Genomic DNA, 23,554 nt, shown 5'->3' with positions numbered 1-23,554 from the left:
GCCATCCATATTTGGTCGTTGGAGCAAATTTAGAAAATGCGTGACATGAAATAGCTCTTTATAAACAACATAGTGTCCTTACCCGGTTAACCTCGCGCCCATTTATCTGTTGCGTATCCGTTGCAAGATGAAAATTAATTCGCTGAGCATAATAGCCGTAGCGCCCCAGATAACGTGTTGATTATAGATGAAGGCCGGTGCAGTGACCACCGTTTTATCATAGAGCGTAATCTTGGTATCGGGATGGACATTCTTTTCATCCAGAAAAAAAGATAATGGTATCTCCACAATGCGTTCCACCTCCTCCACTTGGGGTTTGAAAAATAAGTGTTCAGCAGTAAAACCCACCGTTGGACATACCAAGAAATTACTGGGAGGAATGTATAAGTCGCTCAAACTGCCTAGAATATTAACGACACCCTGCGGTACACCAATCTCCTCCTCAGTTTCTCGAAGTGCAGTTTGTATCAAATCTTTATCCAACACATCCTTCTTCCCTCCCGGAAAACTCATTTGACCACTATGAACGCCATCGTACTTTTTGCGTTCGATGAAAACGAAATGAAGTGACTTCTCTTTTTCATAGAGTAATAATAAGACCCCTCCAATTTTGGGGTGATTACTTTGAATTTGTTCCGATGTTAAGTTAGGACGATAAGCCGGTGACAAACGATGACGTGCAATTTCACCGGGCAATGGCTTTTTAAGTTCCTCTTGCAAATCAGCAATTATTGGCAGGTTAAATTTCACAAGATCTGAGAATGTTGATGAATTAATTTAGTAAGGACGAAAAAACTACATTTTGTATCGCAAATGTAATAGGGAAGAATTATCTTTGTCGTTTGGAATATTAACAGGACACCACAAATAGAAATATCATGCAATCTCGATTCACCGCCAAAGGTGTAAACAACGAAGGCAAGGAAGTGATTCTTGCTTATGAATTAAAGGAAGATGCATTTCAAGTCGGCTTGTATATTGTGCCCGGAAAATCTCTAAAGGCCGAAGACAAAGCACAACTTGAAAGTAAATGGGTCAATGGAGAAGAATTTGTATTTCCAGAAGCCACTGTTTATGTAAATCCAAACCTAAATTCTGAAAGCATTCTCCCGGTAGATATTCTTTCTGAGGAAACAGGTAAGATACGCATCAAACAAAACGAGTGGGCATACACCCTGTTGACTGCCAAGCTGTGGGAGTCTTATTTGCAAGAGTTGGAAAAATTGAAAGAGCGTGCTTCGGGACTGAAACAATATGAGCGGCAGTTGTTTGATGATGCCAAGTCTTTTTGGGAACGGGTTTTAGAACACCGTAAAGAAAGAGACATCAGTCAGGAAAGACTCGATAAAATAAAAGAAGAAGTCAATGCGGTCTTTGAAAAACTAAAGACCTTCCGAAAAACAGAAAGTGTTGAGTTTGAGGCTGCTTCAGCAAAATTTCGTGAAGAAACATTGACCAAACTTGACGAAGTCAAGAAACGTGCTGATGAAAAAGCAAATTTCAAACTGCTTATTGATGATTTGAAAGCCCTCCAAAATCAAAGTAGAAAGAACCGTTACTCTAAGGTAGATGAACTAGAAGTGCGCAAGCAATTCGATTCGGTTTTTCAACATATTAACCATCAACGCGATCATTATTTCAGCGATAAGAATGCTATTCGTATTAAAGGATTGGCGGAAGTAATTGATAAAATGGAAGCGTCCTTAGCAAGAGATCAAAGAGATTTAGATCATTTGAATAAAAAAGCGAATAGCAATAGTGTTCAGTCATTGGAATTACAGCTCATTAAGGTTAAAACCAATATGCTTAATGAAACGATGGCTTCGAAAGTAGAGAAGTTGAAAGACATACATGCCACGATGGAAAAATTACAGAAACACACCAACAGAGGCAATAAAACAAAAGAGATCACTCCTTCAAAAGAGTTATCTGAGGATAATATGAAAGCTGAAGAAGCAATTCAACCTGATGCGCCAACAGAGGCACAACCCGAGAATTAGGCTGTCAGCATCGCTGTTTTCTGAATTGCAATTTCCACTTTGTTGTGCTTATTTCCGGTTTGCAATTTTTTCCTTTACTGTATCCACTAAATAGTAGGCCACAGGAACTAAGAATACGGTTAGGATTAAGGAAGAAAGTAGGCCACCGATAATTACCCATGCTAATCCATTTTTCCATTCGGCGGCTGTTCCAGTAGCCAATGCAATAGGAAGCATACCGAAAACCATAGCGAGCGTAGTCATTAAGATGGGTCGCAATCTTCCTTTTCCTGCGATAATCAATGCTTCTTTGAAGTGAATCCCTTCGGCCTTTAATTGGTTGGTAAAATCTACAATTAAAATTGCGTTTTTCACTACCAATCCCATGAGCATAATTAAACCAAGCAAGGCAAATAAACTCAGATTGCTTAATGATAGATTCAATGCTAGAAATGCGCCGATAGCAGCAACCGGAATAGAAAACAAAACTACAAATGGGTATATGAAACTGTCGTAAAGAGCTACCATAATTAGGTAAATCAGTATAAAGGAAATAATCAAAACGGAGCCCAGTGCACCAAAACTATCGTTCTGCCTCTTGATATCGCTGCCCCAGGTCATTTGTATTCCATTTGGCAACGGATTTTCTTTCAGATAAGTTACTACATCGTCTGCTACAGTTCCTGATGGTCTGCCCAGCGCGTCAGCGGTGAGCGTTACAGCCGCTTGGCGGTTCATTCTTTCTAATAGTGAAGGTGAATTGTCCTGCTCCACATTGGCGAATTGCGACACTTCCACCGGAATCCCCATAGGGTTAATAATTGAAAGTTGCTGCACATCTTCAAAATTCTTTCGACTGAATTCATCTAACCAGATTCTAATTGGATATTCCGTTCCATTATCCGTAAGAGAGGCATCAACATTTCCGGTTAATGCAGTCCTCAGGTTCATTCCCACATAAGCAGTGTTGAGTCCGAGGCGTTGCATTTTATCTTTATCAGGAATGATTTTGTATTCCGGACTACCAGTTTCAACAGATAAACGCACATTATCTGCACCCGGTATTTTTTCGATGATTACTTTTAAATCATCGCCGCTTCGCATTACTTGATTCAAGTTACTTCCGCTCAACGTAATCTCGATAGGCGCAGAGCGAGGAATTAAACCCAAAGCAGCCATTGAGTAATTTATACTCGGAAATTTCGATCTCAGTTCTTCCCGTAGTTTTTTCATAAATGATTCTGTCGGCAGATTCTTAAGTTCCTTTTTCGACTTTAACTGAATAGTAAATTCAGTCTTGTTAGCCGAACCAACGCCCAAACTCCCAATACCGGTGCTGGGCCCGCCAATATTGCTGAATACGGTAGCCACTTCGGGCTGCTGCATGATGTAAATTTCAATTTTCTGCGCAATCAAATTATTTTGCTCGATAGCAGTTGACTTGTCAAATTCTAAGGACATTCTAAACTTTCCTTGATCGCCTGTTGAGATAAGTTCTTTACCAATGATCCCTTGTTTCATAATACCTAAGGTCATTGCAAAAAGCAATAAAACAATTCCTAAAAAAATGAGTTTATGGCTCAAAACCCAAGCTAACTGTCGCCCATACCAATTGGTAAATCTCTCAAGCTGATCTTCAAACCAAAGCAAGAAACGATTGAAAAGATTGGTTGGTTGCAAATTTTCTTTCTTACCAATTCGTGAAGCTAGCCAAGGTGTAAGCGTAAAGCCAACCAACAAACTGGTAAGCGTAGATGTAATTACCACTATCGAAAATTGCTTGAGCATATCCGCAACAAACACTTGCAAGAAAAGAATGGGTAAGAAAACAACTACATCCACCAAAGTGATAGACAATGCCGCAAAGCCAATCTCCATACGGCCATCCATTGCAGCAATTCGTTTTTCTTTTCCCTTGTCCAGATGTTTTTGAATGTTTTCCAATACCACCACCGCATCGTCAACCAAAATGCCAATGATTAAAGACATGGCAAGCAAAGTCATTAAATTGAGTGTATAGCCTAAAAGCCACATCACCGCAAACGCAGTAACTAAAGAAGTGGGAATAGCGACAATTACAATAATTGAATTTCTAAGACTTCTCAAGAATAGAAGCATGACCAACGAAACAAGGATTACCGCTAAAATCAAATCAAAAACAACAGAATTAACCGCTGCAATTGTGTTATCAGTGCTATCATCTGCAATAATAAATTTCACAGCCGCATTTGAATTTTGTTGTTCAATAGATTCAAATCTTGCACGAACTAATTTGGAAACATCCACCGCATTGGCATCTCCTTGTTTCTTTAATAAAAGTCCTATGCCATTTTTACCATTAAAACGACTGATAGAAGTCGTCTCCTTGATACCATCTATAACATTTGCTACATCCTTAACATAGACGGGACTACCCAGAGAATGCATTGCCACTTGTACATTTTTCACATCCTCAATACTTGCAAACTTACCCGTTAAGCGCACCGAATTATTCTCTTTATCTGTTTGAACTTTTCCTACTGGCAAATCCAAGCCCGAACGATTAATGGCTTCAACAACCTGATACAAAGAGATTTTGTACAACTTCAACTTGTCTTTATTTACCTTCACTTGTATCTCTCTCTCTTCACCACCCAAGATGGTAATCTCAGCTACGCCCTTTATTTGCTGGATTTGAGGCAAATAATCATCTTTCATTTTTTGATAAAACTCGGTTGCAGCTAAATTGCTTGTAGCATTGATTGACATTATAGGCAAATCGTTCGGCGAAACTTTACTCATCACAGGACTCAAAATATCTTGTGGTAAATCTTTTCGGATATTGTCAATATAGCGTTGTGCGTCTTGCATTGTTTTGTCCAAATCAGTTCCATACTTCAGGTTAGCTATAATGATTGAAGCATTCGGCAATGACTTTGTAACCAAATAATCCACCCCCTCTAAATTAGATAAGGCATCTTCTATCTTTCGAGAAACCGACGTCTCTACTTCGTTTGGTTCTGCACCGGGATAAACCGTTTTAATGACCACAACGGGCTGATTAAAATCGGGCATTAATTCATAACTCAGATTCACATACCCGATAACCCCTAACAGCGTAAAAACGCTGAAAAGCACAATTATTAGCGAAGGGCGTTTTATAGATATTTCTGTTATGTTCATTTTATCCCTTGTTTATTTGACCACTACATTTGCGCCGTCAAAAAGATTTATAAAACCACTTGTAACAACCACATCATCTTCATTTAAACCGCTCGACACCACTGCTCTATTTTGCATTTTATTTGAAATAGCAATATCTTTCAGAATCGCCTTCCCATCTTGAACAAGGTAAACCTGCGGTTCATTGGCGGAACCGGTGATAATAGAGGTAGGAATAACAATTCCCTTTTCCTGCGTATCGTTTTCTAAACTCACTTGACCAAACATTCCGGATTTAATTTTCATATCGGATGTGTTGTTAACTGAAAATTGTACGGGGAAACTACTTCCCATATTGGCTTTGCTTCCTATCATAATCGTTTTCCCCATGAATGCAATTTCAGGATATGCATCCGCTGATATAGGATAGCTTTGACTTAGCCTAAACTGCTTTAAATCATTCTCAGGAACATTGATTGTGAATTTCAAAATTGCGATGTCTGTTATTTGAAGTAAAGGAACTCCCGGTGCTGCGAATGCTCCCTCTTCACTAAGTTTCGCAGTAACTAACCCGTCAAAAGGCGCTTTGATAGTTGTTTTGCTTATTTGTTCTACTAAAGTCGCTCTTTGTACTTTTGCAGATTTCAAACCTAACTCAGCCTTCTCTAACTGTATCCCTTGTATGGCGTCTGCTTTAGATAAAATCGCATAACGATTCACATCAGCCTCTATACCATCAATTTGCACTTCAATAGTTTGCAGTTGCAGTTTCAATAGTGAATTATCCAGCAGCACTAAAGATTGACCTTTACTTACGGGGCTTCCAACATCAACTAAAACAGTATTGATTTTCCCCTGTATTTCAGCACTAATTTTAGTTTCCTTATTAGGTTCAAATGTTCCTGAATAGGATGATTCAGCATTCACATTCTCAAAATGTAACGTATCCACCTGAACATGAATAGGTTGACTTTTATCGAATTGATAGACCTTACCTTGTGTGATTTCTTTGTTGGTTTTTAGCTTAATTACTACAAAGACAATTAACACCAAGGGTATGATAAAGTATAATACCTTCTTTAAGATAGATGCTCTTGTATTCATTGTAACAATTATTTGGTTGTTGAAATATTTCCGGTCAATTTCTTAAGTTCTAGATCTGCCTTGAGATATTCAATTATTGCAGACAGGTGTGCTTGTTGAGCTTCACGCAACGTATTATCTGCAAGAAGGATCTCTGTTATGTTGGCTACTCCTTGCTTTTGCTGAAAAATAGTCTGTTCGTAAATTGCCTGAGCCAATTTAATTTGCTCGATTGTTGTTTCCACTGATTTCTCGGTAATTATTCTTTGCAGTTTTGCATTCTCAACCTGCATCAAATTTTGTTCGCTTAACAAGCTTATTTGCAGATCATTATTCTTTAGCTCAATTTTTTTCTGATTTATTTTTCTTTGCGTAACAGTTCCGTTAAATAGCGGATAAGAGAGCTGGATGCCTGCAAAGCTGATGGGGTAGAACTTTAAAAAATCATTGGGCTTTTTGTCATATCCCACACCCGTTGCTCCATAGCTTCCAATAAGATTAAGCGAAGGCAAAAACCTTGATTTGTTTAATGTATTGAGTTCACTCGTCAATAAGCGGTTTTGAGTCTTTGATATACGGATATCTAATGTGGACGATCGAGTATATTCATTTGCGTCTTGATATTGAATGCTTGGTTCAATCTGTAGATCTTGCTCAACGGGAACACCTATTGCAAATTTTAATGCATTTAGAACTTGATGATATTTGCTGCTGACACCTTCTTTTTGCGTGATCAGTTGCGCTATCTGCAATTCTATCTTGCTTACATCCGTACCTTTCGCAAGCAATTGATCCTTAAGCAATTGCATATTCTTCAAAAGTCGTCCTGCATTGATAAGGTTGCTGTCAATAAAGGCTAATTGGTGATGCAAAATTTGTCCATTGTAATATAGATTAGAGATTTCAAAATAGATCTGTTCTTCTGTTTTTTTGTATTGCAGTTCCGTCAATTCCGATCCAACCTTTGTGGCTTGAATAGCTCCATAAACTTGTAGATTGTACAAAGGCATCATCAATTGTAGGTTTGCATTGATATTGTATCGCACACCAAATTGCACCTCCTTAAATTGCCCTTCTGGTGCCAGAGGGTTGAAAGTGGATAATGGCATCAACTGGTAAGGCAGATTTACAAGTACTTGTAATCTGCATTGGCTGTTATTTTCGGAATCAAATTGGCTTTGGCCTCTTTCGATTTTTGAAGACCCATAGCAATATTATTCTTGCCTATTTGCAGATTTTTATTTTGAACCTGTGCAGTATCAATACATTGCTGCAACGACCACACTTGGGCACTGATGCCATTCCACAAAAAAAGCAACCACAATATGATGAATAATTGTTTGTAAATGCTTACTAACTCCATTGGACAATTTTTTTTAGCTCAACTAGCTTATTTCACAAGTCAAGTTTACTTTAGTCTTTATTGAATTAGATATTAAACAGGCGGCTTCCGATTTTTGCAATACACGTTCTACTTTCTCCGATTTCCCCAAATCGTTTATTTTAAGCTTGGCAGTAAGATTAATTTCAGTCATTAAAAATTTACCTTCCACCTTATCCAATATGCCCTCGGCATCGCAATCAAAACTTTCAAATTCCAACTTTGAGTATTCAGCTATGGCTAAAAAGGTAGTCATAAAACAACTCAAAACCGATGCGGTGAATAAATGCTCCGGCGACCAAATCCCCGCAACACCCTTTTCAAATTCCGGAGGTGTTGCTACTTCAATTTTAGTCGGCAATACATCAGAAGACATGATGCCCATTCTTCCTTCTTTCCAATTCAAAGCAACTTGATAACTGTGTTTGTCCATGATCGTTCTTTTTAGATATTGTTTAAAACCGTCGTTAGCTTTTTCTCTACTTCAGTTGCTGCCTGTGCTAGAGCATCATTCCCAATAGCGCCCATAGCTGCTGCTGGTGCAATCATTGCTACTTCAACATCCCCGTTTTCTAATTCACGCAGGGTTACATTACAAGGTAACATGGTGCTAATGGTCGGCTCAATACTCAGAACCTTATCAGCATATACCGGATTGCAAGCCCCTAAAATTATATGTGGCAAATAATCCTTATCCAGTTTCTTTTTCATGGTAGCTTGCAAATCAATTTCGGTAAGCACACCAAAACCTTGCTTCTTCAACTCCTCTTCTACCTTTAGGCGGATAGCTGCGATGGTAGTTCCTGCGATTGTTTTTGAATGGTAGTATTTCATAGTTTATAGTTTACTTTTTATTCATTTCGACAACAAAAATTCCTCTAATTTCGTTTTCGGCATACCCAATGGCTTGGTCTGTAGGATATAGCTGTTTAATTCTTCTGAGTGTAGCCGTATTAATTTCCACATTGGGTTTGCCATGACATTGCAGACACATTTGGTTTGTGATGATAGGATAGTAGCCCACCATTTTACCATCAATTTCTGTAACGGTAGGAGGCTGCTCCTCGCCTATCATTTTTGCTTCTTTCCATTTCTTGATATAAGAAAGTTCGGCTTCGTTAGCTGCATTAGCTGTATTTCTAGGCTGATCGCTCACCCGCTTTATTTTTGCTTCCAACACTAGCGACATGCTATCGGTATAAGGATGGCTTTTATATTACAAAACTCTACAGCCCCTTCTGTCCTTTCTCACCTATCGCGGAAATTAAATTTTAGCCAAGCTCGATTTAGTTTTCAGTGCCAGTTCTTTACCTGTTTCCAAGTAACTAATTTCGCTCAATGCTGCTTTGTTCACAGGTCGTTCTACTTCACTAATTGTTTGGTTCGAAACCTGATTACCTGTACAGCTATCTAAGATAAGTGTCCCGGCAAACAAAGCGGTTATAATGACTAGTATTTTTTTCATTTTTCTATCATTTTCAAAAGCCCGTCTAATACACTTTTCCCATCAGTTGTCAGGTTAGATTTATTACCGGATAGCTTCCATTTTAAAACTACCATTCTCATGCTACCCATAATTATAGTGGTGATAGGTTCTGCACCTAATATTCTCCCATAAACTCCTTCGTTCTGACCTTTTGTAATTAGTGCTTGGATATTTTTTTGCATCAGAGCCATCATGTCTGAAACCTTAGCACTTAATTCTTTATTAAATTGAAATATCCCTTCAGAAAAAATCACGCTAACGATGGCAGGCTTTTGTGTAAAGCTGTTCAGTTGTGACGCAAATATTTTTCTCAAAAGTTCGGAAGGTTGTTTTTTCTTATCGGCTACTATAGTGGCAATGCGCTCATTCATTTCAAAAATAAAATACGTTAATAGTCCGAGTAATATTTCGTTTTTACTCTTGAAATGACGATACAACGCTGCCTCAGACAAATGCAAATCAGCGGCTAAATTTTTTATGGTTAACTCTTGTATTCCAAATCTGTCAATGCGAAACGTTGCCGCTTCCATAATTTCAATTTGCCTTTCTGTAAATTCTTTATTTTTCATTGTCTAGATTCAAATTGATAAACGAAAATCCTAACCAAATTACAGAAGTAGTCATTGCAATTGCTCCAATTAATACTAATGCAGGAGGTAATCCAAAATACACTTCGGTCAAAATCCCAATTGGCATTAATAGGCCCGTTAATGCCAACCAAGAAATAGCTTTTGTATTTTTGAGTTTTGCTCTGAATTGGATTAAAAGATAGCCAATGAGAATATTTAAGAATGCAAATAAGTTCCCGTGAACATGAGCCAGTCTGCTCTCGAAATGCTTTCCAATACTATAAGAATCTACCCAAGATTCTTTGTCGGGCGCAAAGTCACGAAGGTAAATTAAAAGAAAACCATAGGCCATAAAAAACCCCATCGTTAGAAAGCCCACAGCTATATTGTTTTTCCCATTCATGCTCATTCAACTTTAACATAAGTAAGTATTCGCTTACAAAGGTAATTGATTTTTTGTAATGCAGCATATATTGACTTTCCCAACTCAAATTTCACATAGTCCTGCCTTTTCTAAATGTGAACTTTCCGTAATTCTTTCCTTGCCTAGGTCGTCAAATACGATATGTATTGATGAGGAAATTGCCCTTCCGAGCTTTTCACCTAAACCACTTCCATCATTTCCAAATTTGCTCTATAAAAACCGATTTTGGTTAACCTATGGGAATAAACATCAAGATTTAAAAGGTCATTTATAAGCGATAGATTATTCGCAATATCAACCCTTTTATAGCGACTTACACAAGTTTCAGTTTCGATAATCCCACTATGCATCCCTCCTTTGGCCACTGTACTTTTGCGAAATCTATCTACTTTGCAAAACACTTCTCCTAAATTTCTCTCTTAAAGGCTTTAACCAATCATTTTCCACGGAAAACCAATTATAATCCCCGCTTAACCAATAAGTATCCCCGTTATACTAATTAAATAAGCGGCTATACTCATCACAAACGTCGCAGTACTAATCACAACCGCCGCTTTACTAATCAAACAAGGAGCTATACAGATCACAACAGGCGCTATACCAGTCACAGACGCCGCTATACCAACCGCAACATTGGATATACTTATCACATCAGAGACTATATTAATCGCCTACTACTCACTGCGTTTATTATTTGCTTTCTCTCAGGGCTTGAGAGGCGGTTAAAGACAAACTAAATAATTTTGAAAGATCCTTGCACTAGATAAAAGCAAGTCAATTAAAATAAAAAAACCGTTTCGGATTTCCGAAACGGCCTTATTATTTTCAACCAGTATTGGTTTATTTTTTCTTACTTTTAGGAGCCAAGGTCATAAACATTTTCTTGCCTTCCAATGCAGGCAATTGTTCTACAATGGCAAAGTCCTTGAGCCGATCAGCAAATTGAAGCAGTAGCAACTCTCCTCTTTCCTTAAAAACAATAGACCGCCCCCGGAACATAACGAATGTCCTTACTTTATTTCCATCTTTCAGAAAACTTTCGGCATGCTTTGCTTTGAATTCAATGTCGTGGTCGTCCGTATTCGGTGTGAAACGAATTTCTTTCACCTCCACCTTTTTGGCATGTGCTTTAATCTCTTTCTCTTTTCGCTTCTTTTCGTAGAGAAATTTATTGTAGTCAACGATTTTGCAAACCGGGGGATTGGCGGTTGGAGAAATTTCTACCAAATCCATACCTTTCTCAATAGCCATGTCTAAGGCTTTGCGAATAGGATAAATGCCGGGTGTAATATTTTCACCAACCAAACGAACTTCCAGATGCTTAATTCGTTCGTTAATGTGATGTTCGGGTTCTCTTTTGAAAGGTGTCCTGCTGTATCGAGGGTTAAAGGGGCGCTGAAAGGTGCTCAAATTGGTTTGTTTTGTTATGAAATTTTACTGTGCAAAGATAATAAAACATCCCTCACATGTGCAACAAGGGCAGAGGATTGTAGATGAAACCTTCACTATCTGATCAATACTTTACCTCTCGCCATCCGGTTTTCACCTTGCTCGATATCCCAGAAATAGGTTCCTTTTGACAACTGGCTGATGCTGAGCCGTGCAGAAGATTCAGATAATTGGCGGTGAAGCATCTTCTGTCCCAAGGCATCATAAAGGTTGAAATAAGTTCTGGTATCGGCATTATTCACAAGAGAAACATTCAGCCAGTCGTTTGTAGGATTCGGGTACACGTGTACAAAACCAGTATAATCTATTTCCTTAACTCCTGAAATAAAAATATCAATACCTGTAGAGGTGGCTTTGCAACCAAAATTATCTGTGATTTCTACAGAATACAAACCGCTTTGACGCGCAATATAAACCGCAGCAGTAGCTCCCGATATTTCTTGATTATTAAGCAACCATTGGTATGCAACGGCTCCATAAGACGAAAGTGTATCGCCCTGTCGGATAATTGAAACCGATGGCTGCGGACGCACGTTCAACGCAACGGGTTGCGAAGTGCCATCACATCCTCCACCATCTGTCACCTGTACATAATAGTTGCCGGCAAGATTAGTTTGAAAACAAGCAGTAGTTTTTCCATTATTCCATAGATAACTAGCAAACCCTGATGGAGCACAAATCTGTGCCGAATCGCTGGCGCATATTAGAGGCTTGTCAATGGTGAGCAAGGGCGCGCTCCCGGAAGATAAATTCACGAGCAAAGTATCATAGATAGTGTCGCAGGCGGTAAATCCCGAAAGAATTACCTGAACAAAAGAGGAAATTCCAGTCTGTGGAGTGAAAACCGGGGTTAAGATGGTAGAAGTGTCAAACGTGCCCTGTGACGAAAACCAACTATAGCCACTAACCCCCTCATTCATTCCATGAAGTTGAATAGGCGTTCCTACACAAACGGATGTGTCTGGACCGGCATCAACAAAAGAAGGTATAAAAGGAGCCACACAGCCGTTATTATAGTAGGTGGCTATTCCATCCCAAGTAAATGCCACCGAAGAACCGTCCTGAAGAGTTGAACTACCACCGGTCGCACCATTGATATTCACCAATGAGGATGGTTGATATTTAACTGTATCAGCGCAACCGCCATTAGCAAACTTCATAATCAGCGTTTTAATTCCGGCACTTCCACTGTTGCCAAAATGTCCTTGTGTATTGCCGAAACATTGATAAATCACATAGAGCGTATCACTTAGGTTGGCGAAGGAATTAGCCAGCGCGCTTACATTCGTACTTGTAATCAGTATCACCCTAGCATTGGCCGGCAACACCCCCCCAATTGGCTGAATCAATCTGCCACAGGACATAATGCTGTTATTTAAAGAATCTGTTTTAATATTAGTCTGTCCGTTCTGACAAACTGAAAGCCACGGATTGGCCGTTGTCGCCCATTCTACGCTCAGGTTAGAAGTATTCAATGGCGCAGGACCCACTTGAAAATATACCATTTCATTTTCTCCTTCCACCGAACTGCAAGCATCTACGAGGATTCGCTCAATTTCAAAACATTTTGTAAGAGGTTGAGATATTCCATAAAGCCCTGCTCCAAATATCCAGATAGTCGCCAATACAATTTTCAATTTCATATATTCCTATTTAAGAAAAAAATAGCCTGAGGATTCTCCGGCGAGTCCATTTTCTTCGCGCAAAAGTATAAAGGTTATTTTGTCCGAATGTGAAATTATCATTTCCTTTTTGTTCTTCAATTTTCTTTCTATTTAAGTAGCCTAAGAAAATAAATTGGTAAGCTTCGCTATACTTGCGGAAAAGGTCTTTGATTGTCTCTTCCTCCTAAAACAGATGTACTCATAATTGGCGCCGGGCCTGCCGGAGCCTCGGCAGCATTGTTTTTGTCTAAACGCAATATTGCCTGCACCATTATAGATAAAGCGCAATTTCCGCGCGACAAGATATGTGGCGATGCACTCAGTGGTAAAACAGTAGAAATACTAAACCGGATTGATAAAAACTTAGTTCAAGAAATGGCGAGCGATTCAAAATTTACAGACTCGCATGGTGTTATTTTTACTGCACCAAACGGAAAATCATTGCGCGTGCCTTTTGTAATGAAAAAAGAATCAACGGTCCCCCCCGGCTTTATCGCTCGCCGATGGGATTTCGATAATTTCTTAGTGGATAAAATTAAAAGTGATCCCAATATCTCCTTAGTGGAGAATACAGAAATCAGACATTATGAAAAAAGAGAGGATTCAATCCTCGCAACAACAACAGAAGGCAAAGATGTTTCTACAAAACTCATCCTTGCTGCCGACGGGGTTCACTCGTCTTTTGCTAAAGACAAAGCTCATTTGCTCTTGGAGCCAAAACATCATTGTTTTGGTTTGCGGGCCTATTATAAAGGAGTAAGGAATCTGGATAAACAACATTTCATTGAATTACACTTTCTGAAAGAAATCCTCCCCTGTTATTTCTGGATATTTCCTCTGCCAAACGGTATAGCTAATGTGGGAATTGGTATTCGCGCCGACCACGCTAAGAAAAAAAAACATCAAACTAAAGCAGACTTTTGACTGGATGATGAACGAAAATGCAGCGATTCGCAGCCGATTTGAAAAGGCAGAACTTATCGGCGATATTAAATTGGCTTCGCTCCATTGGGAACAAAAAAGCGAAGTATATCCGGGAATAGGTTCATGCTTTGTGGTGATGCAGCACAATTGGTGGACCCCTTTACCGGAGAGGGTATTGGCAACGCGATGCTGAGCGGCATGTTAGCAGCGGCTCAGGTAGAAAGATGTTTGACAAGTAATAGCTTTGACGCTTCATTTATGCAGCAATATGACCAAGAATTATACCGACGGCTATGGCCTGAACTACAGTTATCTACCCGACTCTGCACACTGGTCAACTTCCCGGGTTTGTTCAATATGGTGGTGCATAAAGCGAATGACAATCCAATTATTGGTGAAACCATCTCGCACATGTTTAACGATTTGGATATTCGGAGCCGACTAAAAAGTCCTTCCTTCTATTGGAAGCTATTATTCTCCTAAATAAATATCCGTTAGACTTTTTCGATTCATTCTTCCTTCTAATTTAGCGACCTAACTTATAGTGTAGCATGAATAGCATTAAATTCAATAAACTCATGGTGGCTAACCGGGGAGAAATTGCCATCCGGATTTTTCGTGCTGCTTCTGAGCTAAAAATAAGAACCGTAGGTGTTTATACCTATGAGGACCGGTATTCTCTACATCGGTACAAATGCGACCAGTCATACCAAATTGGTCCCAACTCAGAACCATTGAAACCCTATTTGGATATTGAAGAAATCATCCGGGTGGCGAAAAAGAACGGAGTAGATGCCATACATCCCGGTTATGGATTTCTTTCAGAAAACGTCCAATTTGCAAAACGATGTGCTGAAGAAGGCATCACCTTTATTGGCCCTCGCCCCGAAGTGATGGAGAAATTAGGTGACAAGGTCTCTGCAAAGATTTTAGCCAGGGAAGTGGCTATTCCTTTAATTCCCGACAGTCAGATTCCATTGGAAACTTTAACCGATGCATTGACAGAAGCATCCCGTATCGGCTTTCCGGTATTGCTTAAAGCAGCAGCCGGTGGAGGAGGAAGAGGTATGCGCGAAGTAAAGAATGAAGAAGAGATGAGCCGATCGTTTACAGATGCTAAGAACGAAGCATTGAAAGCATTTGGCAATGACACCATTTTTATTGAAAAGTTCATTGACAATCCCAAACACATTGAGGTGCAGTTATTGGGCGACAACTACGGAAATATCGTTCACTTATACGAAAGAGATTGCAGCGTCCAGAGGCGATTTCAGAAGGTGATTGAATTAGCGCCCTCTGTTCTTCCCGATGAAATTCGTGAGAAACTATTTGAGTATGCCATTCGCATCGCCAAGCATGTTGATTATAACAACGCCGGCACCGTAGAGTTCCTGGTAGATAAAGACCATCACATTTTCTTCATTGAAGTAAATCCACGAATACAGGTGGAGCATACTATTACCGAAGAAGTAACAGGAATAGACATCGTTCGCTCGCAAATCTTGATTGCCGCCGGTTATGAACTGGCGCATAAGCAAATATTTCTACGCTCACAGGATGATGTAAAATGCAATGGTTTTGCTATCCAGTGCCGGGTTACTACCGAGGATACTGAAAATGATTTCAAACCAGATTATGGCACCATTATCGCATATCGCAATGCAGGGGGCTTTGGAATCAGGTTAGATGAAGGCAGTACCTATCCCGGTGTAAAAATCTCTCCCTTCTTTGATTCCATGCTGGTAAAAATATCAGCTTGGAGCCGCACATTAAAAGGCGCCACCAAAAGAATGCACCGTACGCTTACGGAGTATCGTATTAGAGGTGTCAAGACCAATATCCCTTTCCTGATGCAGGTGATGGAGAATGAAGAATTTCAGTCCGGCAAAGCCACGGTTGGATTTATCACAAAGAACCCTGAATTGCTATCTCCAAAATGGGGACTGGACAAAGACCGTGGCACTAAAGCTATTCGCTATCTAGGTGACCTGAAGGTAAATGGTCATATGGATGTGAGCAAATATGACGTGGATAAGAAATTCCGGGAACCGATAATCCCTCCCTTTGATTTCAATGCGCCTTTTCCGAAAGGCAGTAAGGATTTACTGAATGAATTAGGGCGTGATAAATTCATCGAAGCGTTGAAAGGTGATGGGAAAATACATTATACCGATACGACTCTTCGCGATGCACACCAATCCCTTTTTGCCACCCGCATGAGGAATGTAGATATGCTCGCCGTAGCAGAAGGAATGGCCAAGAATCATCCCGAAATTTTTTCGATGGAGGTATGGGGCGGTGCTACCTTTGATGTTTGCATGCGTTTCTTACACGAAGATCCTTGGGACCGGTTAAGAAAGATTCGTAAAGCCATGCCCAATATTCTCCTGCAAATGCTGTTCCGTGGAAGCAATGCTGTAGGCTATGCCGCTTATCCGGACAATCTGGTCGCTAAGTTTATTGAAAAAAGCGCAGAAAATGGTATAGATATCTTCAGAATTTTTGATTCGCTGAATTGGTTGGAAGGAATGAAGATGAGCATTAAAACCGTCAGAGAAAAAACCAACTCTATTGCTGAAGCCTGTGTCTGCTATACCGGCGACATTCTAGATGAAAAGAAAAATAAAAAATACAACCTCGCTTATTACATTGAACTGGCAAAACAACTTGAAGGCGAAGGCGCACACATCTTGGCTATCAAAGACATGGCCGGACTACTCAAACCCTATGCTGCTGAAATCCTTATCAGCGAGCTAAAGAACGCGATCAAAATTCCCATACATCTTCACACACATGACACCAGTTCTCTTCAGGCGGCTACCTATATGAAAGCCATTGAGGCAGGAGTAGATGTGATTGATGTGGCTCTGGCTTCCATGAGTGGGCTTACCTCCCAGCCCAATTTTAACTCTATCGTAGCCATGATGCAAGGGCATAAACGGGAAAATCGGGTTAACCTGCCTTCATTAAACGCTTACTCCAACTATTTTGAAGTAGTTCGCGAGTATTACTATCCTTTTGAAAGTGAATTGAAAGCTGGAACAGCCGAAGTGTATGAGCATGAAATTCCCGGTGGACAATACTCCAATCTCCTTCCGCAAGCGCGTTCGCTTGGATTAGAAGACAAGTTTGAACTCATCAAAAAGAACTATGCCGAAGTCAATGAAATGTTCGGCGATCTAATCAAAGTCACTCCTTCTTCCAAAGTAGTAGGAGATATGGCTTTGTTTATGACTTCGAACGATTTAACCGTTGAGGATATCATGAAGAAGGGGGAAACGCTTTCTCTTCCCGATTCTGTCAAACAATTATTCCGCGGCGAATTAGGCCAACCCTATGGAGGATTTCCTAAAGAACTTCAAAAAATAATTCTAAAAGATGAAGCCCCCTTTACCGACCGTCCCAATGCACATCTGGCACCTACCGACTTCGACCGGGAGTTAAACGCCTTTCGGGCAAAATATGATGAAAACAGGACGGAAGAAGATTTTCTTTCTATGAAAATGTATCCCAAGGTTTACGACGAATACTATAAGTTCCGAAAAAACTTCGGTGATGTATCCACCATTCCCACTCCGGCTTTCTATTATCCCATGAAACCCTACGAAGAAATTCTCATCACCATTGAACCGGGTAAGAGTTTGTTGGTGCGCTACCTGAATATGAGTGAACCCAACGAAGAAGGAATACGCGATGTATTTTTCAAGATCAACGGACAAACGCGCTCTATCCATGTACAAGACCGAACAGTCAAGTCCACAAAAATTCAACACCTGAAAACCACCAATGCCAACGATATTGGTGCCCCTTTGCAGGGAAAACTAATAAAGGTATTTGTGAAAGAAGGTGAACTGGTATCTAAAAACCAGCCTTTATTTGTCATCGAAGCCATGAAAATGGAATCAACAATAACGGCACCGGTCGAAGGAGAAGTTAAAAAAGTGTATTTACACGAAGGAATTATGGTAGAACAGGACGACTGTGTAGTCAGCTTTTAAATTTTCTATTTTGTTCTTGAATAATTCACTAACTCTTATACATTTGCGCTCCGTTTTGGAAGCTTAGCTCAGCTGGTTCAGAGCATCTGCCTTACAAGCAGAGGGTCACAGGTTCGAACCCTGTAGCTTCCACTAAAATTTAGGTTCAGAACACTCCGATATAATCGGAGGGGTCACAGGTTCGAACCCTGTAGCTTCCACTAAAATTTAGGTTCAAAACACTCCGATATAATCGGAGGAGTCACAGAATCTAACTCTTCACTTTCCAAACAAAAAGCCTCTAATTGAGGCTTTTTGTTTTATGGGATAATAGAGATTCAATAAAATCCCTCTCCCATCCTCTCCATCTCCCAAAACAAAAAAGCCCCGCCTCGCGGCGGGGCCTTAAGCCAGAAATCCTAAGCAAGACAGATAGCATCTGCTGTTTCGCTGTTTTCGCCTTTACCGAGGCGATTCCAGGCATAAATCCTGAAAAAATACCTCGTGCTCGCACTGAGAAAGACAAAATCATCGCCATCTTCATAGCCGTCTATGCTAAAAGAAAGCTTATCAGAATGCGCGGCAAGATACCACGGTGCGCCCGAAAACTGTGTGCTAACCATGACCACATACACCTTGGCCGTTAACACTTTCAACAGTTCAAAAGTAATGTCACCGGAGCCCAGCGAAGTGATTTTTCCAATCACCACTTTCGTGCAAGGCTGAATCGAAGTGCGTTCCTTGCGGGTACTGAATCCGGCACTATGGATTTTTTCCGCATCTCCCCCACTCTTCTTCTGTATATCCGCTCCTAAAGAACGAATCAGTTCAATGGCCTCTCTGGCTATAATATCCCTTTGCTCAATTACCAGACGGTCACCATTCTTCGCTTGGTTGATTAAAACCTGCAACTGATCTGCCTTGAGCTGCAAATCTGCTAAGGTCGGATCCACCACCGGAAAATTTCCATTCCCCGTCAGCATAAAGATGTGAAAGATCAACCTTTCATACACCTTTTCTGCACTGGTTAACAAATTGAACTTGTAACTGATACTCACCAGTATCATGATGGGCATATACGGTCCCATTTTACGGCGGAACTCGTTCCGCAACCGGTTTACCCGGTTTTTATTACGTTCGCGTCTTGTTTTAAGCGAACGCTTATTACACTTTTTCATAAAAATTAGAATTAAAAGATTAAGAAAATGAATGCCATCGAAGGCTGTGGTAACGAGGTGCCTTTATCTCCCGACCTTTTCAGTCGAGAAGCCATTAACCCGTTCCGGTGAATTTCTACCCAGGAAATTGCCCGGAAATTTTACTCGCTTCTCTGTTTCATACTCTTTTCATTTTCGTTTTTAAAAGCTGTATTTTCACCTGGCTTTGAACTACTAACGCTAAGGCCTATTTATTTATTGCATGAGTTTTGTCATTTTATTGTCATTTTTTTTCTAGCCCTGCTTTAACCGGTACTCGAAGGATTCTATCAAGCTCCTTTTGCAAAATTCAGGAGGGGGATTTGCTTGTAGGAACGGGAGGATTTCTTTTATTTATCACAGCTTAGACTCATGCAAGACGATAAACCAGATAAAGCAGAAGAGCCCGCCGCTGATTACAGCAAAAAGCGCCTTACTTTTTTTAATTCTTTTGAGGAAGAGCAGGAAGCGCAAATTTCCTATTGGAGAGGACTGAAACCCATTGAAAGAATGGAACAACTGCGCAGCATCACGCTATACGCATTCAGCCATTATGAAAAATATACCGGCAACCGTTTAACTTTTGACTGATATTGGAAAAGCGAAACTTTTGATAAATTTATTTCGCATAATAGATGTTAGATGCAATGCTATGACGACACTGCCAACAGGATACGAACAGAAAAATGCGAGCCTTTCGCAAAAATTAAATGACAGACATTAATATATGAGTGCAGAGAATCCCATATTAAACAGTCCATACTTAGAGCCATTGCTGCACTATGACACTGATAGCGAAGGGAGTTTGGATTATAAGAGTATTTGCAAAGGCCGGAGGATATTTAAAACGGATGCTGCCGTCATACCTTCCAGACAAAGTGGGCAGAAAGAGGTTTTTGAATGGAATGAAGATGCTGGTGAATATTTGAATCACATTATTAATCTGTGTCGCAAGGAAATTGGAATTTGGAGAACAGCAAATTATCCCAACACAACAAGAGTTACCAAAGAACTGCTGACTTTTTGGTTCAACAATACAGAAAGATTAGTAACAAAAAAATTATTCTTTGCCCAACAAGAAGCTGTTGAAACGGCTATTTGGATCAATGAAGTGGCAGAAAAATCTAACGCTGGGCAACACATTTTAAACTTGCTACGTAAGGGACAGCAAACAGTAAGCGATGATGCAACAGATCAATTGCCAAGAATTGCTTTTAAAATGGCGACAGGTTCTGGCAAAACGGTTGTAATGGCTTGTTTAATTTGTTACCACTACTTCAACAGACAAGAATACAGAAATGATACCCGTTTTGCTGACTACTTTTTAATCGTTGCTCCAGGCATTACCATTAAAAGCCGCTTGGGTGTTTTGTTTGTGGATACGAAAAATAAAAACCCAAAAGACATTGAAGATTATTACCGTGTTCGTGGTTTGATTCCTGCCAATATGGAGCACCGTTTGGAAAACCTAAATGCAAGATTAGTCATTACCAACTATCACACATTTGAACCTAAGATATTACAGGGAAACAAACGCAGTCCGTTTGATGGCAAAGTAAATTTGGAGGGTAAGAAAATTAATACGGGCAATAAAGAAGATTTTGCCCAAGTGGTAAAAAGAACTTTAGGAAAATTTAAAGCTGGAAGCAGGGTATTGATTTTGAATGACGAAGCACATCACTGCTATTTACCAAAATCAAAAAGTAAAACTACTGACAACGAAGAAGCAGATGAAAACGCAAGAGCAGCCGTATGGTTCAGCGGATTGAGAGAGATTACAAAAAAGTTCAAGGTTCAAAGTGTTTATGACCTTTCGGCAACGCCTTACTATTTAACGGGTTCAGGTTACACACCCTATAGCTTATTTCCTTGGGTTGTTTCTGATTTTGGTTTAATCGAGGCTATTGAAAGTGGATTGGTGAAAATTCCCTTTCTTCCAGAAAGCGACAACACACAAGAATTAACCATGCCTGTGTTGCGAAATTTGTACGACCACGTTAAAGATGAACTACCCAAAAAGGGACAACGGACACAAAAGAAAGATGCAGCAGCCGAAGGCAATAAGTTTATTGAATTGCCACCACGACTGCCTTTATTAGTGAAAGGTGCCTTAGATCAATTTTATAACCACTATGTAGAATACTTTAACGGCATTAGAAAACACAAAGAAGAAAAAGCAAACATCTTTTCTGCACCGCCAGTATTTATTGCGGTATGCAATAATACCGGTGTTTCAAAAGAAGTGTACAAATACATTGCAGGTTATCAGTACGACGATGCCGAAGGAAATACAGTAACTGTAAAAGGTGCAAAAGAATTATTTTCAAATTACGACCTTGCAACTAACAAACCATTAAAACGACCGCCTACATTGCTTATTGACAGTGATGCTTTGGAAAACGGGGAACAAATAAATGACGATTTCAAGAAAATATTTTCTTCTGAAATAGAAGAATTTAAAAAAGATTATGCCCGTATTCACGGACAGGGAAGCACCGATAAAATTTCTGATGCTGAAATTTTGCGGGAAGTGGTAAACACTGTTGGCCGACAAGGGAAATTAGGTTCACATATTCGTTGTGTGGTTTCTGTTTCAATGCTTACCGAAGGTTGGGATGCCAATACAGTAACTCATATTATGGGCTTACGTGCCTTTGGCTCGCAATTGCTTTGTGAGCAAGTGGCAGGTAGAGCTTTGCGAAGAATGAATTATTTTTTGCAAGGCTACGACAAAGACGGAAACCCAACCAGCGACAAACGCAAAATTGTAATTGAAAAATTTCCGCCTGAATATGCCCATATCATTGGCGTTCCTTTCAAAATGTTTAAAGGTGGAAAAACCGAACCACCACCGCCACCAGTTGACTTAACACACATTGCTTCTATTCCTGCAAGACAAGCGAAAATGGAAATTGATTTTCCAAATGTGGTTGGCTACCGTATAGAAAATTTAGACGGTGAAATAAAACACGATTTCAGCAAAATAGAAAACTATGAAATAGATGGTTCTAAATTTCCGACCGAAACCATTATGACCAGTCCTATTTCTGCATCAGAAGAAAAGTTACAAGTAAAAGGAGTATTGGAAAAACGAGACAATGAATTGATTTTTCTTATCACCAAAGAGCTTATAAAACACCATTTCAGCGATGAGGAAGGCAATCCTCGTTTTCAAAAATTCAATAAACTCAAAAGCATTGTAGCAGAATGGTACAACAAAAAAGTATTGTTGCTCAACATTACAGACCAACGATTTAAACGACTGCTTTACTTTGAAGAACCAAAGAAAATAGTTGACCATATTGCCCGTGGCATTAATCCGCAAAACAATACTACCGAACATATAAGACCAGTGTTTAACTATTACAACAAGTTTAGCAGCACTAAATATGTAAACGGAAACACCGTAAAAGATGTTTACCCAACTGAAAAAAGCCATGTAAATTATGTGGTAATGGATAGCGACTGGGAAGGTATTTGTGCCAAGACTTTAGAAGAAATAGGAACGGTAGAATGTTATGTAAAAAATCAATTCTTAGGCTTTGCTATTCCTTACACCAAAGACGGAAAAGACCGACAATACTTTACCGATTTTATTGCACGGGTAAAAAGCAAAGACGGCACTATCAAAAATCTAATGATAGAAATTAGTGGAATGAGCAAAGACAAAGCAGAGAAAAAATGGTTTGTAGAAAACCGTTGGATACCTGCCGTAAATGCTTTGAAGGAGAAATACGAATATCCCGAATGGCATTTTATTGAAGTGGCAAACGACATCAGAAACATTAAGAATCAATTAATCGAAAAAATTGCGTCCATTGTCTAAACCATGATTGAAAATGATTCAATGAATACTATGATAAAAGAACAATATCCCGAAAGCGAATTGACTGGAAAGATAATAGGCTGCGCTATGGAAGTCCATTCTATTCTTGGCAATGGTTTTCAGGAAGTAATTTATCAACGGGCTTTAGAAATTGAAATGAGAAATCAGGGACTACAATTTAGCCGCGAACATGAAATGGAAATATCCTACAAGGGGCAAGAAATAGGAAAAAGGAGAGTAGATTTTTTTGTCGAGGGGAAAATTATGGTAGAGTTGAAAGCAGTCATCCAATTAGAGGATGTGCATCTGGCACAAGCCATCAACTATCTGGAGGCATACAAGATGCAAATTGGTTTACTCATCAACTTCGGAAGTCAAAGTTTGCAATTCAAAAGAGTAATGAAGCCTAAAAAGAAATCATAGTCAATCAAAAAATCAACTAAATCATAGTTAAG

At 39.7% G+C, this 23,554-nt stretch carries 17 protein-coding genes, 1 tRNA gene and 2 pseudogenes; 7 read left to right on the top strand and 13 right to left on the bottom strand.

Annotated elements, in window-relative coordinates:
• Window positions 1-102: 102 nt before the first annotated feature.
• The gene (locus IPP77_02460; GenBank protein MBL0308574.1) at window positions 103-750 is read right to left on the bottom strand and encodes a CoA pyrophosphatase; all 648 of its coding nucleotides are present in this window, start codon (window positions 748-750) and stop codon (window positions 103-105) included.
• Window positions 751-878: 128 nt separating this feature from the next.
• On the opposite strand from IPP77_02460, the gene IPP77_02455 reads away from it, so the two are divergent.
• Window positions 879-2,000 (top strand): hypothetical protein, encoded by a 1,122-nt coding sequence (locus tag IPP77_02455; protein ID MBL0308573.1) that lies wholly within the window; start codon window positions 879-881, stop codon window positions 1,998-2,000.
• A 48-nt stretch (window positions 2,001-2,048) separates the two neighbouring features.
• Here IPP77_02455 and IPP77_02450 read toward each other — a convergent pair whose 3' ends face one another.
• The 11 genes and pseudogenes from IPP77_02450 to IPP77_02400 form a co-directional block, all read right to left on the bottom strand.
• Complete coding sequence (locus tag IPP77_02450; protein ID MBL0308572.1) at window positions 2,049-5,141, bottom strand: efflux RND transporter permease subunit; 3,093 nt, start codon at window positions 5,139-5,141, stop codon at window positions 2,049-2,051.
• 12 nt (window positions 5,142-5,153) lie between these two features.
• Window positions 5,154-6,224 carry an efflux RND transporter periplasmic adaptor subunit gene (locus IPP77_02445; protein MBL0308571.1) on the bottom strand — a complete coding sequence of 357 codons (1,071 nt, stop codon included), beginning with the start codon at window positions 6,222-6,224 and terminating at the stop codon, window positions 5,154-5,156.
• A gap of 8 nt (window positions 6,225-6,232) precedes the next feature.
• A pseudogene (locus tag IPP77_02440) lies at window positions 6,233-7,566 on the bottom strand (TolC family protein).
• A gap of 22 nt (window positions 7,567-7,588) precedes the next feature.
• On the bottom strand, window positions 7,589-8,017 hold the full coding sequence (locus IPP77_02435; GenBank protein ID MBL0308570.1) for an OsmC family protein: 429 nt from the start codon (window positions 8,015-8,017) through the stop codon (window positions 7,589-7,591).
• A gap of 11 nt (window positions 8,018-8,028) precedes the next feature.
• Window positions 8,029-8,418, bottom strand: coding sequence for a DUF302 domain-containing protein (locus IPP77_02430; protein ID MBL0308569.1), 390 nt, complete (start codon window positions 8,416-8,418; stop codon window positions 8,029-8,031).
• Between the two features lie 10 nt (window positions 8,419-8,428).
• A complete protein-coding gene (locus IPP77_02425; GenBank protein MBL0308568.1) occupies window positions 8,429-8,773 on the bottom strand; it encodes a DUF3365 domain-containing protein in 345 nt (114 codons plus the stop codon).
• 75 nt (window positions 8,774-8,848) lie between these two features.
• The gene (locus IPP77_02420) at window positions 8,849-9,049 is read right to left on the bottom strand and encodes a hypothetical protein (GenBank protein ID MBL0308567.1); all 201 of its coding nucleotides are present in this window, start codon (window positions 9,047-9,049) and stop codon (window positions 8,849-8,851) included.
• On the bottom strand, window positions 9,046-9,639 hold the full coding sequence (locus IPP77_02415; GenBank protein MBL0308566.1) for a TetR/AcrR family transcriptional regulator: 594 nt from the start codon (window positions 9,637-9,639) through the stop codon (window positions 9,046-9,048). Before IPP77_02415 ends, IPP77_02420 begins: the two co-directional genes overlap by 4 nt.
• Complete coding sequence (locus IPP77_02410; protein ID MBL0308565.1) at window positions 9,629-10,042, bottom strand: hypothetical protein; 414 nt, start codon at window positions 10,040-10,042, stop codon at window positions 9,629-9,631. Before IPP77_02410 ends, IPP77_02415 begins: the two co-directional genes overlap by 11 nt.
• A gap of 861 nt (window positions 10,043-10,903) precedes the next feature.
• Window positions 10,904-11,473, bottom strand: coding sequence for a translation initiation factor IF-3 (locus IPP77_02405; GenBank protein ID MBL0308564.1), 570 nt, complete (start codon window positions 11,471-11,473; stop codon window positions 10,904-10,906).
• 95 nt (window positions 11,474-11,568) lie between these two features.
• Window positions 11,569-13,155, bottom strand: a complete 1,587-nt coding sequence (locus tag IPP77_02400) for a T9SS type A sorting domain-containing protein (protein ID MBL0308563.1) — start codon at window positions 13,153-13,155, stop codon at window positions 11,569-11,571.
• Window positions 13,156-13,347: 192 nt separating this feature from the next.
• Here IPP77_02400 and IPP77_02395 point away from each other — a divergent pair.
• From IPP77_02395 to IPP77_02385, 3 genes and pseudogenes are all read left to right on the top strand, one after another.
• Window positions 13,348-14,583 (top strand): annotated as a pseudogene (locus tag IPP77_02395) (geranylgeranyl reductase family protein).
• 68 nt (window positions 14,584-14,651) lie between these two features.
• The gene (locus tag IPP77_02390) at window positions 14,652-18,098 is read left to right on the top strand and encodes a pyruvate carboxylase (protein MBL0308562.1); all 3,447 of its coding nucleotides are present in this window, start codon (window positions 14,652-14,654) and stop codon (window positions 18,096-18,098) included.
• Window positions 18,099-18,155: 57 nt separating this feature from the next.
• A tRNA-Val gene (locus tag IPP77_02385) sits at window positions 18,156-18,230 on the top strand.
• A 266-nt stretch (window positions 18,231-18,496) separates the two neighbouring features.
• Here the strand turns inward: IPP77_02385 and IPP77_02380 are convergent.
• Window positions 18,497-19,255, bottom strand: coding sequence for a hypothetical protein (locus IPP77_02380; protein MBL0308561.1), 759 nt, complete (start codon window positions 19,253-19,255; stop codon window positions 18,497-18,499).
• 390 nt (window positions 19,256-19,645) lie between these two features.
• Between IPP77_02380 and IPP77_02375 the strand changes: the two genes are divergently transcribed.
• The 3 genes from IPP77_02375 to IPP77_02365 all read left to right on the top strand — a co-directional run bounded on the left by IPP77_02375 (window position 19,646) and on the right by IPP77_02365 (window position 23,522).
• Window positions 19,646-19,864: a hypothetical protein gene (locus IPP77_02375; protein ID MBL0308560.1), complete on the top strand. Its 219-nt coding sequence runs from the start codon at window positions 19,646-19,648 to the stop codon at window positions 19,862-19,864.
• Window positions 19,865-20,000: 136 nt separating this feature from the next.
• The gene (locus tag IPP77_02370) at window positions 20,001-23,099 is read left to right on the top strand and encodes a DEAD/DEAH box helicase family protein (GenBank protein ID MBL0308559.1); all 3,099 of its coding nucleotides are present in this window, start codon (window positions 20,001-20,003) and stop codon (window positions 23,097-23,099) included.
• Window positions 23,100-23,129: 30 nt separating this feature from the next.
• On the top strand, window positions 23,130-23,522 hold the full coding sequence (locus tag IPP77_02365; protein MBL0308558.1) for a GxxExxY protein: 393 nt from the start codon (window positions 23,130-23,132) through the stop codon (window positions 23,520-23,522).
• The last annotated feature ends 32 nt before the right edge of the window (window positions 23,523-23,554 follow it).

The sequence above is a fragment of the Bacteroidota bacterium genome, from assembly GCA_016722375.1.
Taxonomy (GTDB): Bacteria; Bacteroidota; Bacteroidia; order Chitinophagales; family LD1; genus Bog-950.
This window is presented reverse-complemented; position numbering and strand designations above follow the sequence as displayed.

Excerpts from the sequence above, each read along its gene's own strand:
- IPP77_02455 (MBL0308573.1), top strand. The coding sequence starts at position 879 with ATGCAATCTCGATTCACCGCCAAAGGTGTAAACAACGAAGGCAAGGAA.
- IPP77_02450 (MBL0308572.1), bottom strand. The coding sequence starts at position 5,141 with ATGAACATAACAGAAATATCTATAAAACGCCCTTCGCTAATAATTGTG.
- IPP77_02445 (MBL0308571.1), bottom strand. The coding sequence starts at position 6,224 with ATGAATACAAGAGCATCTATCTTAAAGAAGGTATTATACTTTATCATA.
- IPP77_02435 (MBL0308570.1), bottom strand. The coding sequence starts at position 8,017 with ATGGACAAACACAGTTATCAAGTTGCTTTGAATTGGAAAGAAGGAAGA.
- IPP77_02430 (MBL0308569.1), bottom strand. The coding sequence starts at position 8,418 with ATGAAATACTACCATTCAAAAACAATCGCAGGAACTACCATCGCAGCT.
- IPP77_02425 (MBL0308568.1), bottom strand. The coding sequence starts at position 8,773 with ATGTCGCTAGTGTTGGAAGCAAAAATAAAGCGGGTGAGCGATCAGCCT.
- IPP77_02420 (MBL0308567.1), bottom strand. The coding sequence starts at position 9,049 with ATGAAAAAAATACTAGTCATTATAACCGCTTTGTTTGCCGGGACACTT.
- IPP77_02415 (MBL0308566.1), bottom strand. The coding sequence starts at position 9,639 with ATGAAAAATAAAGAATTTACAGAAAGGCAAATTGAAATTATGGAAGCG.
- IPP77_02410 (MBL0308565.1), bottom strand. The coding sequence starts at position 10,042 with ATGAATGGGAAAAACAATATAGCTGTGGGCTTTCTAACGATGGGGTTT.
- IPP77_02400 (MBL0308563.1), bottom strand. The coding sequence starts at position 13,155 with ATGAAATTGAAAATTGTATTGGCGACTATCTGGATATTTGGAGCAGGG.
- IPP77_02390 (MBL0308562.1), top strand. The coding sequence starts at position 14,652 with ATGAATAGCATTAAATTCAATAAACTCATGGTGGCTAACCGGGGAGAA.
- IPP77_02380 (MBL0308561.1), bottom strand. The coding sequence starts at position 19,255 with ATGAAAAAGTGTAATAAGCGTTCGCTTAAAACAAGACGCGAACGTAAT.
- IPP77_02375 (MBL0308560.1), top strand. The coding sequence starts at position 19,646 with ATGCAAGACGATAAACCAGATAAAGCAGAAGAGCCCGCCGCTGATTAC.
- IPP77_02370 (MBL0308559.1), top strand. The coding sequence starts at position 20,001 with ATGAGTGCAGAGAATCCCATATTAAACAGTCCATACTTAGAGCCATTG.
- IPP77_02365 (MBL0308558.1), top strand. The coding sequence starts at position 23,130 with ATGATAAAAGAACAATATCCCGAAAGCGAATTGACTGGAAAGATAATA.